This window comes from Virgisporangium aurantiacum, assembly GCF_016863635.1.
Lineage (GTDB): Bacteria > Actinomycetota > Actinomycetes > Mycobacteriales > Micromonosporaceae > Virgisporangium > Virgisporangium aurantiacum.
In genome coordinates, this window is sequence record NZ_BOPG01000024.1 from 113,677 (window position 1) to 127,578 (window position 13,902).

At 73.0% G+C, this 13,902-nt stretch carries 10 protein-coding genes; 4 read left to right on the forward strand and 6 right to left on the reverse strand.

All coding sequences use genetic code 11. The annotated features are described in order from the left end of the window. Position 1: 1 nt before the first annotated feature. Positions 2 to 3,310: a diguanylate cyclase gene (locus Vau01_RS19065; protein WP_203994428.1), complete on the reverse strand. Its 3,309-nt coding sequence runs from the start codon at positions 3,308 to 3,310 to the stop codon at positions 2 to 4. Positions 3,311 to 3,495: 185 nt separating this feature from the next. On the opposite strand from Vau01_RS19065, the gene Vau01_RS19070 reads away from it, so the two are divergent. Together Vau01_RS19070 and Vau01_RS19075 are read left to right on the forward strand one after the other, a co-directional pair. Then, positions 3,496 to 5,070: a S8 family serine peptidase gene (locus Vau01_RS19070; protein WP_203994430.1), complete on the forward strand. Its 1,575-nt coding sequence runs from the start codon at positions 3,496 to 3,498 to the stop codon at positions 5,068 to 5,070. Between the two features lie 165 nt (positions 5,071 to 5,235). Beyond that, entirely contained in the window at positions 5,236 to 6,444 is a 1,209-nt protein-coding gene (locus Vau01_RS19075; RefSeq protein WP_203994432.1) for an EAL and HDOD domain-containing protein, read from the forward strand. Between the two features lie 9 nt (positions 6,445 to 6,453). On the opposite strand, the gene Vau01_RS19080 is transcribed toward Vau01_RS19075, so the two are convergent. The 3 genes from Vau01_RS19080 to Vau01_RS19090 form a co-directional block, all read right to left on the reverse strand. Next, positions 6,454 to 7,143: a glycosyltransferase family 2 protein gene (locus Vau01_RS19080; protein ID WP_203994434.1), complete on the reverse strand. Its 690-nt coding sequence runs from the start codon at positions 7,141 to 7,143 to the stop codon at positions 6,454 to 6,456. Between the two features lie 43 nt (positions 7,144 to 7,186). Further along, positions 7,187 to 7,558: an STAS domain-containing protein gene (locus Vau01_RS19085; protein WP_203994436.1), complete on the reverse strand. Its 372-nt coding sequence runs from the start codon at positions 7,556 to 7,558 to the stop codon at positions 7,187 to 7,189. A 111-nt stretch (positions 7,559 to 7,669) separates the two neighbouring features. After that, positions 7,670 to 8,473: an endonuclease/exonuclease/phosphatase family protein gene (locus Vau01_RS19090; protein ID WP_203994440.1), complete on the reverse strand. Its 804-nt coding sequence runs from the start codon at positions 8,471 to 8,473 to the stop codon at positions 7,670 to 7,672. A 158-nt stretch (positions 8,474 to 8,631) separates the two neighbouring features. Between Vau01_RS19090 and Vau01_RS19095 the strand changes: the two genes are divergently transcribed. Further along, entirely contained in the window at positions 8,632 to 10,866 is a 2,235-nt protein-coding gene (locus Vau01_RS19095; protein WP_203994443.1) for a catalase, read from the forward strand. A gap of 45 nt (positions 10,867 to 10,911) precedes the next feature. Here Vau01_RS19095 and Vau01_RS19100 read toward each other — a convergent pair whose 3' ends face one another. After that, complete coding sequence (locus Vau01_RS19100) at positions 10,912 to 12,096, reverse strand: zinc-dependent alcohol dehydrogenase (RefSeq protein ID WP_203994446.1); 1,185 nt, start codon at positions 12,094 to 12,096, stop codon at positions 10,912 to 10,914. A gap of 6 nt (positions 12,097 to 12,102) precedes the next feature. Next, positions 12,103 to 13,296 carry an MFS transporter gene (locus tag Vau01_RS19105; RefSeq protein WP_203994456.1) on the reverse strand — a complete coding sequence of 398 codons (1,194 nt, stop codon included), beginning with the start codon at positions 13,294 to 13,296 and terminating at the stop codon, positions 12,103 to 12,105. 93 nt (positions 13,297 to 13,389) lie between these two features. On the opposite strand from Vau01_RS19105, the gene Vau01_RS19110 reads away from it, so the two are divergent. Then, positions 13,390 to 13,851, forward strand: coding sequence for a pyridoxamine 5'-phosphate oxidase family protein (locus Vau01_RS19110; RefSeq protein ID WP_203994468.1), 462 nt, complete (start codon positions 13,390 to 13,392; stop codon positions 13,849 to 13,851). Positions 13,852 to 13,902 lie beyond the last annotated feature (51 nt).

The window sequence follows — 13,902 nt, forward strand, 5'->3', positions numbered from 1 at the left end:
GTCACACCGACACCTCGATGGCGTCGTCGACCACCGCGTCCAGGCCGACCCAGCGGCCCGTGTCCAGGGCCGCGCTCAGGCCGTCGGCGCCCAACGCCGTCCGGAGGTCGTCGACCAGCGACGTGCGGGCCACGCCTCCCGCCGTGGCCGGTTCGGCCAGCCGGTGCTGGTTGCGGAGCGCCGCGGCGGCGCCGAGGAGGCGGGCGGCGAGCACGGGTTGGTCGGCGCCGAGGAGCCACGCCAGCGCGTCGAGTGAGATGGCGAGGTCCTCGCGGTCGCCGATGTCGCGGCGCAGGGCGGTGGCGGCGGTCATGTGGGCCAGTGCCTCCCGCGCGTGCCCGTCCTGCGCCTCGACGACGCCGAGCTGGTGCCGGGCCATCGCCTCGCCGAACAGGTCGCCGAGGGACCGGGCCAGCGCGAGCGCCTCGGCCAGCGCGGTGCGGGCGGCCGGCCGGTCGCCCCGGAGCTGCTCGATCTCGCCCTGGCACAGGAGGCCGAGCATGATCCCGCGGGTGTTGCCCTGCGCCCGGTCCAGCGCCAGGCACTCCTCGGCGTGCCCGGCGGCGGTGCCGGTGTCGCCCAGCCGCAGGGCGACCTTGGTCAGGTTGCCGTGCGCCATCGCCGTTCCGAGCGGCTCGCCGAGGTCCCGCCACAGCGTGAGGGCCTCGGTGAAGAAGCCGCGCGCCGTGGGGTAGTCGCCGGCGGCGAGCGCCGCGATGCCCAACGCGTTGGCGGCCTGCGCCACCGTGCGCCGGTCGCCCGCGGCCCGGGCCAGGTCGTGGCTCTCGCCGGCGAGCCGGCGGGCGGTCTCGTGGTCGTCCTGTGCGGCGGCGAGCACCGCGGCCGCGTGCAGGACCCGCGCCCGCACGACGTCCCCGGGTCCGGTGTCGAGCAGCCGGTCCAGCCAGCGCCGCCCGTCGCCGAGGTAGGCGCCGCTGCGCCAGAACCGCCAGATGCCCAGCGCGATGCCGGCCGCGGTGTCGGAGCGATCGAGGGAGAGGGCATGGCCGAACGCGTGGCCCAGGTTCGCGTACTCCCGCTCCACCCGCGCCTGCCAGGCCCCCTGGTCCGGTCCGGTCAGCTCCGTGCCGGCCGCGGCCGCCAACGCGGCGAAGTGGGCGGCGTGGTGGTCGCGGGGGCCGCCCGCCGCGGCCGGCAGGTGTTCGGCGGTGTAGGCGACCATCGTCTCCAGCAACGCGTACCGGGTGCCGTCGGCAGTGTCGGGTTCGGCCCGGACCAGGCTCTTGTCGACGAGCGTGGCCAGTCGCTTGCCCAGTTCCGGTTCGTGCGGGCACACGGCGCCGATCGCGTCCAGCGTCGCGCCGCCGCGGAACGCGCCGAGGGACACGAACAGCTCGCGCTCCTCGGGCGTGAGCCGGTCCACCGACCACTCGATAGCGCCCCGGAGCGTGCGCTGCCGCTCGGGGACGCCGCGCAGCCCCGGCCCGGGCAGGTCCAGCCGGTTGGTCAGCTCGGCCAGCATCTCCGCCGGGTTCAGCGTGTCCGCGTGGGCGGCGGCGAGCTCGATGGCCAGCGGCAGGCCGTCGAGGCGGCGGCACAGGTCGATCAGCGTCCGGAGGTTCTCGATGGTCACCGCGAACTGGTAGGTCGCGGCGCGGGCCCGCGCGACGAACAGCGCCAGCGCCGGTGAGGCGGCCAACGCCACCGCGACGCCGGCCTGGCCCGGCGGCAGGTCGGCGGGGTCCGGCAACGCGAGCGGCGGCACGGCGTACACCTGCTCGCCGTACACGCCCAGCCGCTCCCGCGTCGACACCAGGACCGCCACGCCGGGCGCGGCGGCGAGCAGGTCGGCGATGACGTCCGCCGCGTCGGGCGACGCCTCGACGTTGTCGAGCACCAGCAGCGTCGACTGCTCGGCCAGGTGCGCGGTGAGCGCCTCGGCCGCCACCTGACCGGACAGTTGGGTGACGTCGAGCGCGTGCGCGAGCGCGGCCACCACGTCGTCGGCCGAGTGCGCCGCGGCGAGCGAGACGAACACCACGCCGTCGGCGTACGCGTCGGCGACCGTCGCGGCGGCCGCGAGGGACAGCCGCGTCTTGCCGATGCCGCCGGGTCCCACCAGCGTCACCAGGCGCCCCTCGGAGATCAGCCGCACCACCTGTGCCGTCTCCTGCTGCCGGCCGACCAGCTCGGTCAACGGGACCGGCAGCGGCTTGCGGGCGGGGCGGGACCGGCCGAGCAGCGCCGGCGCGACGGTCCAGCCGCCGCCGCTCTCGCGCACCAGCCCGCCGCTCTCGGACAACCGGTCGACCTCCGCGGCGACCCGTGCCGGCAGGCCGCCGGACCGGTTCAGCAACCAGTCCAGCAGGATCCGGCTCGGTTCGCCCCGGAGGCCGTTGCGCAGCCAGACCCGCAGCGCCGCCGACGACCAGGCGAGCAGTTCCACCGTTTCGACGAGCGGCAGCGGCGCGGCGTCGTCGGGCGCGCCGGCGTGGTGCACGACGCCCAGCGGTCCACCCGCACCGGCCACCCATCCGGCCATGACGTCGGCCCCGACCGGCCCGTCCACCACGACCAGCACGGCGCGGTCGGTGCGTGGAATCCGAACCTGTGCCGCGTCATCGGCCTCGACCACCTCGAACCCGCGCAACCGTCCGGAGCGGGCGACCTCCTCGAGGAAGCGGGTGTAGCCGGCACCGCGGTCGCCGGTGACGGCCATCGCGCCGCTCTGGTCGGCGATCAGCCGGGTGAGGAAGTCGCGGGCCGCGGTCATCGGCAGGTCGCGCTCCAGCAGCCGGGACGAGACCGGGCGGGCCTGGTCGGCGGTCTCCTCCGCGTCGTCGGCCACCGCGCACGCGCGGCCGCGGTGCTTGGCGAGGTAGTTGCGCCGGTCGGCGACGGCGATCAGCCCGTCCGGGTCCGTGGCGTCGTCCGGGAAGACGGCCACGCCGAGGCTGACCGACACGGTCAGCGGCGGGGTACCGGCGAACTCGGTGCCCTTGATGCCGTCGACCAGTCGTAGCGCGACGGCGACCGCGTCGGCCCGGGCGGTGTCGGGCAGGAGCAGGATCAGCTCGTCGCCGCCGTAGCGGAACAGGACGTCGTAGGCGCGCACCAGGCCGTGGACGCGGGCGGCCAGCTCGCGCAGCACCTCGTCGCCGCGCTGGTGGCCGTACGCGTCGTTGACGCTCTTGAAGTAGTCGACGTCGAACAGGAACAGGGCGCAGCCCGTGCTCGACCGGGACGCGCGGGCCAGCTCCTCGGTCAGCCGGGGCGCGAGGAGGCCCCGCGAGTACGCACCGGTCAACGCGTCGGTGATCGGCTCGTTGAGTGGCTCGTCGCCTGTCATTCCTGGTGCCTCCCTGTCCGTCCGTTGGGCACATCGGCACCCGCGCGGGGGGCATGAGCGCGCGGCTTGTCCCACGGACGGCCAGGTTCGGGCAACGGTCAGGTCAACCCGTCGTCATCGACTAACTACGGAACGTGTTCGCGCCGACATCGCCGGTGACAGAAACCCTGTGGCAAGGAGACGGCATGAGTCGGTGGAAGAGGGTCCGGACGGCGGGTGCCGGGCTGGCCATCGCGATCGGTGGAGTGTTCGGTGGCGCCCTGACGGTCGCCGCCCCGGCCGCGGCCGGCCCGCGGCCCGACACCCAGGACACGCGGCCGTCGTCCGCGCAGGCCAAGGGGAAGTGGCGGTTCGACGCCACGGCGACCACGATGACCAACGTCGGCGCGATCGTCGGCGCGGACGGCGCCTGGCGCTCCGGCGTCGACGGTCGCGGCGTCGGCGTGGCGCTGGTCGACACCGGCGTCGTCCCGGTGGACGCGCTGCGCGCCGGGCAGGTGGTGACCGGCCCGGACCTGTCCTTCGACAGCCAGGTTCCCGGCCTGCGCGACCTCGACACGTACGGCCACGGCACCCACCTGGCCGGCATCATCGCCGGGTCGCCCGGCCCGGACGGGTTCCGCGGCATGGCCCCCGGCGCGCGCCTGACCTCGGTGAAGGTCGGCGCCGGCACCGGTGTGGTCGACGCCGCCCAGGTGATCGCCGCGCTCGACTGGGTGGTCGAGCACCGCGACGACGACCCGACCAACCCGATCCGGGTCATCACCCTCGCCTACGGCACCAACTCGACCCAGCCCTACACGATCGACCCGATCGCGCACGCCGCCGAGAACGCCTGGCGGGCCGGCATCGTCGTGGTGGTTGCCGGCGGCAACGACGGCGCGGCACCGCTGACCAACCCGGCGATCGACCCGTACGTGCTGGCCGTGGGTGCCGCCGACTCGGCCGGCACGGTCCGGTCCGGCGACGACACCGTCATGGACTTCTCCAGCCGGGGCACCGCCGAGCGCCGCGTCGACCTGGTGGCACCGGGCCGCTCGATCGTGTCGCTGCGCGACGCGGGCGGCTACATCGACGAGACGTACCCGCAGGCCCGCGTCGGCGACGCGTACATCAAGGGCAGCGGAACGTCGCAGGCGGCCGCGGTGGTCGCCGGTGGCGTGGCGCTGCTGCTCCAGCAGCGGCCCGACCTCACCCCCGACCAGGTGAAGGGTCTGCTCACGGCCACCGCGTCGACGCTGCCCAGGGCGGACGCCGAGGGCCGGGGCGCCGGCGAACTGGACCTCGCCAGGGCGTTGCGCTCGCCGAAGGTCGGCGCCGCGCAGACGTGGGAACCCTCCCGCGGCACCGGTTCGCTGGAGGCCGCCCGGGGCAGCGCGCACGTCGCGTTCGGCGCCTCCGTGCTGACCGGTGAGAACACCCCGTGGGGTCCGTTCGACGGCGCGGCGTGGGCCGCGGCCAGCAGCGCCGGGACCGCGTGGAACGACGGCCGGTGGCTCGGCACCGAACTGGCCCGGCCGACCGTCGGCGGCAGCGGAGCCTGGTCCGGCCTGACCTGGTCGGGTCTGACGTGGTCGGGTCTGACGTGGTCCGGTCTCACCTGGTCGGGTCTCACGTGGTCGGGTCTCACCTGGTCCGGTCTCACTTGGTCCGGTCTCACCTGGTCCGGCCTGACCTGGTCCGGCCTGACCTGGTCGGGTCTGACGTGGTCGGGTCTCACGTGGTCCGGTCTCACCTGGTCCAGCGAGATCTGGGGCTGAGCGGCGGCTTGTATCAACGACGCTCGATCCGGTGTGGGTTCCGTCCGACGAACCGCACCGGATCGAGCGTCGTTTATGTCGGGGGACGGGGGCGGCACCCGGGTTGCAACCCGACCGCACCCAAAACCGGACACAACTGTCCCGTTCCCGCGCCAATCATGGGATGTGACCGTTGACGCACGTGGGATCCGTCCCGTCCATGTGGGCCGTCAGGCGATCTACGACCGGGAGGGCGTCGTCGTCGCCTACGAGCTCCTGTTCCGGGACGCCGCCGAGGCGGTGAGCGCCGCCGACCGCGGCAGCTACGCCACCAGCCAGGTCATCGTGGCCGCGTTCGCCGACTTCCACGTCGACGAGCTCGTCGACAACCGGGCCTGCTTCGTCAACGTCACGCGGGAGTTCCTCGTCGGCGAGCTGCCGGTGCCGTTCGACCCGGCCCGCGTCGGCGTCGAACTGCTCGCCGACGTGGTCGTGGACAACGACGTCGTCGCCGGCGTGCAGGCCCTGGCCGAGCAGGGCTACACCATCGCCGTCGACCAGTCCGGCACCGAACGCGGGCAGGAGTCGCTGCTCCCGTACGCCTCCTACGCCAAGATCGACATGCTCGTCGACGACCGCGACCAGACGCAGCGCGCCATCGAACGGTGCCGCCGGTACCCGCACGTCCAGCTCATCGCCGAGCGCCTGGAGACCGCCGCCGACGTCGAGGCGGCGATGTCACTGGGCTTCCAGCTGTTCCAGGGTCACGGGCTGGGACGACCGCACGTCGAGCGGACCACCACCGTCAACCCGGTGCGCATGCACCGCATCCGGCTGCTCGTCGAGCTCAACAGCGGCGAGGTGAGCCTCGACCGGGCGGCCGCGATCATCCAGCACGATCCCGGGCTCGCGATGCGCGTCCTCCGCCTGGTGAACTCCGCGGCGAGCGGCGTCCGCCGCACGATCGCCTCGATCGCCGACGCGGTGACGATGGTCGGCACCCGGAAGCTCCAGCAGTGGCTCACGCTCATGCTCCTCGCGGACCTCGCCGACGGCGACGAGGCCGCCCTCGAGGACACGATCATCCGGGCCAGGATGTGTCAGACCCTCGCCGAACGGCGCGGCGTCTCCGGCGACACCGCGTTCACCGCCGGCCTGCTGACCGGCGTCGGCGAGCTCCTCGGCCAGTCCACCGATCGCCTCACCACGCACCTACCGCTGGCCGTGGACCTGTCCGACGCGGTCACCGGGCGGCCCGGTCCGCTCACCGACATCGTCCGTACGGTCCGCGACTACCAGCAGGGCCCGACCGACAGCGACCTCGGCACCGACATGCTCGAGGCCATCAGCTGGACCACCAGCACCCTGCGGCCGATGGCGGGCGCGGCGGCGTAGCCGTCCTCGTCACCGACCGCCGGGCGTGAGGGCGTACCGCAGCAACGGCCGGTAGATGCGCACCGAGTCGGAGAGCGAGCCGAAGTGCGAGGACGCGTTGTCGGCGAGGTAGGTGGTGGCGATGTCGACCTGGTCGACCGGGTGACCGTCGCGGGCGCCGCGCAGCAGGACGTTCATCTCGTACTCGAACTGCTCACCCGGAACGGCGAGCAGCCACGGGAACAGGCCGGCGGGGTAGCCGCGCAGCCCGGTCTGGGTGTCGCGGACGTCGCGGCCGGTCGCGGCGCGGAACAGCAGCCGGGTGAGACCGTTGCCGAACCGGCTGCGCAGCGGGACGTCGGTGTCGAAGCTGCGCACCCCGAGCACCAGCCGGCCGGTGTCGCCAACCCGGCGGCCGACCCGTTCGATGTCGGCGACGCTGTGCTGACCGTCGGCGTCGGCGCTGACCGCGTCCTCTCCCGGGAACGCGTCGGCGATGTGCCGCAGACCGGTCTTCAGCGCGATGCCCTTGCCGCGGTTGGTGGCGTGGCGCAGCACCGTGCAGCCAAGGCCCTCGGCGGCGTCGAGCGGCTCCGCCGAGTCCGACCCGCTGCCGTCGTCGACGACCACCACCCCGGCCGTCGATCCGGTGCGGAGCAGCTCGGCGGCGAGCTCGGGCAGATGGAGACTCGGTCGGTAGACCGGTAGCAGCGCGATCACGACGAACGGGATACCCCGTGTGACACCTCGCGAAGCGTGGGGCTCACGTGACGACGTGTGCCTTCGGCACCTTCTCGATTCCGTCCGGCGCGAGCACGTCGAGCACTCCCGTCAGCCGCAGGACCTGGCAGACCATCGGCTGCGCCGCGACGACGACCAGGTCGCGGCCGTCCTTGGCGGCGCGCCGGCGGGCGTCGAGCAACGCGTGGATGCCCGAGGCGTCGAAGAAACGCACGCCGGCGAGGCTGACCTCCAGGCGCCGCCGCGGCCAGGACTCGATCGCGCCGGCCAGGGCCGCCCGGAGTTTCGGCGCGCTGGACATGTCGACCTCACCGGCGACGGATACCCGTACGGCGTCCTGCTGCACGGGCGTCACGGTGACCGTGACCACGGCGGTTTCGGGTTGCGGACGCATCGCACCTTCCCGGAAGGCATCCGGCCACGGTTCCCACCTGGACGTCGGCCGGCAGCCCACCATAACCCCGGCGATCGCTCTGCGGGGTCGCGCGCCACCCTACGGTGAGATTCAATGGCGGATCAGGTCGGCCGTGACGCCGAAGTGGTCACTGGCCCAGACCTCACCGACGGCATCGTCGAGGAAGCGGTCGCAGCTGTGGACCGCGAGCGTCGGCCCCCATCGGTCGTAGCGCACCAGGATGTAGTCGATCCGCCGGCCGATCTCGTGGCGGATCTGCTCCCGTTCACGGAGCGGATTCCAGGGGACGAAGGTGAGGCCGGCCGCCGTTCCGCGGACGCACTCCCACGAGTCGCGGTACACGACGCTGGTGTCACCGAGGCTCTGCCGGCCGGTCCAGAACCGCATCATCGACGAGTCCGGGGTCGAGTCGAAGTCCCCGGCGAGGATCACGTGGTCGGGCGGGTCCGCCGCCACCTCGTCCTCGATCATCCGGGCCGCGGCGACGGCCTGCAGTTCCCGTTCGTGGGCGAGGTGGAACTGCCACGACGGCTTGAAGTGGGCCAGCAGCACCACGCCCTCCGGCGCCTCGACCCGGGCCAGCACGACGCTGCCGATCCACGGCTCCGTCGCGTCGACGCGCGGCGTGACGTGCAGCAGTTCCCGCCGCACCACCCGCATCGGCCACCGGCTCGCGATCGAGGCGCCGGTGCCGTCCGAGTCGCGCCCGATCTGGTGGTCCACGTGAAAGCCGTCGCCGAGCAGATCGACCACCTGGTCGTAGCCGTCGTCGACGACCGTCTCCTGCAGCACGGCCAGGTCGGGCGCGAGCTCGCGCACCGCGGGCCGCATCGCCGCCCGCCGGGCCGGCCAGTCACCGTGCCGCCCGAACACGTTGTAGGTCAGTATCCGCATCTGGCGTTCCTGCCCGCGCGCGGCCGGTCTCACACGCGTGCGCCGCCCGCCGAGGTCCGGCATCCGCCGCGGTGAATCTGGAACGGTTCCGGTTTCGGGCCACCCGGGCCGGGTAGGCCGCGGGGGCTCGTCACGCCGTCGTCTGGAGGAACAGCTACATGGACCCCGTGCGCAAGGTCAAGGATGCCGTGGAGAAGGTCGCCGAGGCCCTGACCCCGGACGTACCCGGCTCGCCGGGCAGCGGCACGCCGACCGTCGCGGAGCCGACCGAGCCGCACGATCCGCTGCCGCCGAAGTCGGAACAGGGGACGCCGGAGACGCGCACGCCAACCGGCGACACCACCGGCGCGACGCCGGTCAGCCACGGCCAGCGGGGCACCTTCCTCACCACGGCACAGGGCACCCGCCTGCGCGACACCGACCACTCGCTCAAGGCGGGCCCGCGCGGCCCCGTGCTGCTGCAGGACCACCACCTGCGCGAGAAGATCATGCACTTCGACCACGAGCGCATCCCCGAGCGGGTGGTGCACGCCCGCGGCGCGGGAGCCCACGGCGTCTTCACCGCCTACGGCTCCGCCGAGCCGCTCACCCGCGCCGGGTTCCTCAAGAAGGGTAGGAAGACGAAGGTCTTCGTGCGGTTCTCGACCGTGCTCGGCTCGCGCGGTTCGGCCGACGCCGTGCGCGACACCCGCGGCTTCGCCACGAAGTTCTACACCGACGAAGGGACGTTCGACCTCGTCGGCAACAACATGCCGGTCTTCTTCATCCAGGACGCCATCAAGTTCCCGGACATCATCCACGCCGCCAAGTGGCACCCGGACCGGGAGATCCCGCAGGCGCAGAGCGCCCACGACACCTTCTGGGACTTCGTGTCGCTGCACACCGAGGCGCAGCACCACACGATCTGGAACATGTCCGACCGGGGCATCCCGCGCTCGTACCGGATGATGGAGGGCTTCGGCGTCCACACGTTCCGGCTGGTCAACGACGCCGGCGAGACGGTGCTGGTGAAGTTCCACTGGAAGCCGACGTTGGGCGTCCACTCGTTGACGTGGGAAGAGGCCCAGCTGACCAACGGCGTCGACCCCGACTTCCACCGCCGCGACCTCTACGACGCGATCGAGGCCGGCGCGTTCCCGGAGTGGGAACTCGGCCTGCAGGCGTTCCCCGACACCCCGGAGGAGACGTTCGCCGACATCGACCTGCTCGACCCGACGAAGCTCGTGCCGGAGGAGCTGGCGCCCGTGCAGGCGGTCGGGAAGCTGGTGCTCAACCGCGTCCCCACGAACTTCTTCGCCGAGAGCGAGCAGGTCGCGTTCCACCTCGGCCACCTGCCGCCCGGCATCGACGTCACCAACGACCCCCTGCTGCAGGGCCGCCTGTTCTCGTACCTCGACACCCAGCTGACCCGCCTCGCCGGGCCGAACTTCGGGCAGATCCCGATCAACCGGCCGCACGCGCCGGTGAACGACATGCTGCGCGACGGCTTCCACCAGCAGGCCGTGCACGGCGGCGTCGCGCCGTACCGGCCGAACTCGCTCGACGGCGGCAACCCGTTCGAAGCGACCGGGGACGGGTTCGTCGACGTCCCGGTGACCGTCGCCGAGGCGCCGAAGATCCGGGCGAACCCGGTCTCCTTCGACGACCACTTCAGCCAGGTGCGCCTGTTCTGGCTGAGCATGTCGCCGGTGGAGCGCGAGCACATCATCAACGCCTACACGTTCGAGCTCGGCAAGTGCTACGAGCAGGCGGTCAAGGAACGCCAGCTGCGGTGCCTGGCCAACATCGACCCGGTGCTGTGCGCCGAGGTCGCCGCCGGCCTCGGCCTGCCCGTGCCGGAACCGACGCTGCCGCTGGCCGACGTCGCGCCCAGCCCCGCGCTGTCCCAGCTCGGGAACCGGTGGCCGGTCGACGGCCGCCTCGTCGGGATCGTCGTCGACGCCGAGCCGGCGAACGGCGGCGCCGGGACCGACGGCGTCGACGCGGTGCGCCGGGAGGTGTTCGCCGCCGGCATGGTGCCGCTGGTGATCGCCCCGCACGGCGGCACGGTCGGCGACCTCGTGGTGCAGCGCTCGTTCGCCACCGCCCGGTCGGTCGAGTTCGACGCCCTGCTGCTCGCGGCCGCACCTGCGCTCGCGCAGGACGCGGTCGCCGGCCGCGACGCCAAGGTCGGCGCACCCGGCGCCGACGTCGTGGACCCGCGGGTGCTGCTCCTGGTGGAGGAGTGCTGGCGGCACGCCAAGGCGATCGGCGCGTGGGGCGCGGGCGTCACGGTGCTCGAACGGGCCGGCGTGGCCGACACGCCCGGCGTCGTCACCGGCAGGTCGGGATCGGAGACGCTGGCGGCCGTGAGCGCCCTGCTGGCCAACCACCGGGCCTGGGAACGCTTCTGATGGCGGCAGCGGAAAGGGGGCCCGCGGGCCCCCTTTCCGTCTCGGCTACGGCTTCAGGACGACCTTGATGCAGCCGTCCTCCTTCTGCTTGAAGATCTCGTACGCGTGCGGGGCCTCGTCCAGCGGCAACGGGTGGGTCATCAGGTCCTCGGTGCCGAGCGGGTCGCCGTCACCGGTGAGCGCCGGCATGATGTCGTCGATCCAGCGCTTGACGTGGGCCTGGCCCATCCGGATCGTCACGCCCTTGTCGAACAGGTCCATCATCGGGAACGGGTCGGCCTTCCCGCCGTACACGCCGATGATCGAGATCGTCCCCGCCCGCCGCACGCTCGCGAACGCGGTACGCAGCGCGGCCATCCGGTCGACGCCCACCTTCTCGACGGCCTTGCGGGCGATCGCGTCGGGCAGCAGCCCGGCGGCCCGCTGGGCGAACTCCTGCACCGGTGACCCGTGCGCCTCCATGCCGACCGCCTCGATCACGCCGTCGGCGCCGCGCCCGTCGGTGAGGTCGAGGATCGCGGCGGGGACGTCGTCGACCTGCGAGTCGTCGAGGACCTCGATGCCGTGGCGGCGGGCCATCTCCAGGCGCTCCGGGACGCTGTCGACGGCGATCACGCGTTCCGCGCCGAGGTAACGGGCGATCCGCGCCGACATCTGGCCGATCGGTCCCAGCCCGATGACCGCGACGGTGCAGCCCGGTTCGACGTCGGCGTAGGCGACCGCCTGCCACGACGTCGGCAGCACGTCGGACAGGTACAGGAACCGCTCGTCGGGGAACCCGTCGGGCACCGTGATCGGGCCGAAGTGGGCCTGCGGCACCCGCAGGTACTCGGCCTGCGCACCCGGCACCTGCCCGTACAGCTTGGTGTACCCGAACAGCGCGGCGCCCGTCCCCTGATCACGGACCTGCGTGGTCTCGCACTGCGCGAAGAAACCGCGTTTGCACATCCAGCAGTTCCCGCAGGAGATGTTGAACGGGACCACCACCCGGTCGCCCGGCTTGATGTGGGTCACCTGTGACCCGACCGCCTCCACGATCCCCATCGGTTCGTGCCCGAGCACGTCGCCCTCGTCGATGAACATGCCGAGCGTGTCCAACAGGTGCAGGTCCGAGCCGCAGATCGCGGTCGACGTCATCCGCACGATGGCGTCCGTCGGCTCGTGGATGGTCGGGTCCGCAACGTTCTCGACGGACACCTTGCCGGTGCCCTGGAATGTCAGTGCCTTCATGCCGGCCTACTGCCCGGAACCGACCAGATTACTCATCCTCGGCGCGACGACGGGGCGGCGCAGCGCCGGCGCGAGGAGCGCGGTCACCACCAGCGACCCCACCGCCATCACGGCCATCGCGGTGCCCACCGGCAGGAACTGCGCGACCGCGCCCGCCACCGTCGCACCGACCGCCTGCATCGTGAGCATGCCGGCCGAGTGCAGCGCGAGGGCCTGGCCGCGGATCGCGGTGTCGGTCTGCGCGAGGAGCCGGTCCTGCAACAGCAGGCTGCCGCCGTAGCCCACGGCGCCCAGCGCCGCCGCGGCCACCGCGACGCCGAGCGGCAGCGGCAGGGCGAACAGGACGAACGGCGCGGCGAGCAGCGCCTGCAACGGCGTGATGAACCGGTGCCGCACGGGCAGGATCCGGCCCACCAGCGTGTCGCCGACCAGCATTCCGAGGGCGGCGGCCATGAACAGGGCGCCGGCCGCGTCGGGGGAGTACGGGACGAACAGCGCCTCGGCGCCGACGATCAGGCCGTTCGGCAGCCACATCGCCGCGTACGTCGCGCGCCGCGCCGGCGACGACCACAGCATGCCGTTCACCCGCCACGTCCGCCGCACCGACGGCCGCCCGGGGGAGCGGGGCGGGCGCTCGGACAGTCCGAACCGCGCCACCGCCGCCGCGAGCAGATACAAGGTGACGGCGATGAGCAGCGTCCACCGTGCCGACAGCACCGCCACCAGCACCCCACCGACGGCGAACCCGGCGATCTGCATGACACCGACGGCCATGTTGAACACGGACCGGCCGAGCAGGTACCGCTCGGCCGAGACGATCTCGCCGAGCAGGCTCCAGCGCACCCCGCCGGCGACCGAGTTCACCAGTCCGATGCCGAGGATCACCAGGGCCGTCCCCCAGCCCGGCAGCCCGGGCACCGCGAGCATCGCCGTGCCGACGGCGAACAGCAGCGCGATGCCGGTCAACGCGGCCCGCGGCGGCAGCCGGTCGGCCGCGCTCAGCACGGTCATCGCGCCGATCATCTGCGCGAACGACGCGCCGAACATGCTGAGCGCGGCCAGCAGCGGCGACCCGGTCGCCGCGTACACCAGCGTGCTGAGCGCGAGGCCGCTGACCGTGGTTCCGGCGACGCCGAGCGAGGAACTGACGAACAGCGGCAGGAACTGCGGCGTGCGGAACAGGTCGCGGTAGGTGCTCATGATCCGAAGTGTCGACCGGCGGGCCGGCGCACGGTTAAAGATTCGCGTGGACGCGAAACCTCCGCCGGCGTGAGTGGTGGCAGGATCGCGGGCATGACGACATGGCGGGAGTTCGAACAGGCGGAACCGGAGTTCGCGGCGCGGGTGCGGGCGCTGTTCGACGCCCACCGGCACAAGACGCTGGCCACCCTGCGCGCCGACGGGTCGCCGCGGATCTCCGGGATCGAGACCGTCTTCGACGACGGCGACCTGGTCTTCGGCTCGATGCCCGACGCCCGCAAGGGCGCCGACCTCCGGCGCGACCCGCGGTTCGCGCTGCACAGCTCCACCGTCGACCCGGCCGAGGGCGGCGAGGCGCAGTGGCCGGGCGAGGCGAAGATCTCCGGCCGGGCACTGCTCGTCGACCGGCCCGCGCTCGTCGACGGACCGGAAGGCGACCGGTTCCGCGCCGACATCGCCTCGGTCGTACACACGCACCTGAACGAGAAGGCCACCCTCCTCGTCGTCGACTGGTGGACGCCGGCACACGGCCTCCGCACGCGCGAACGCGAATAGCCTGTCGGGTTGTCGACGTCCGGGCGTCCGCCCATCGGTTGCCCATCGTTT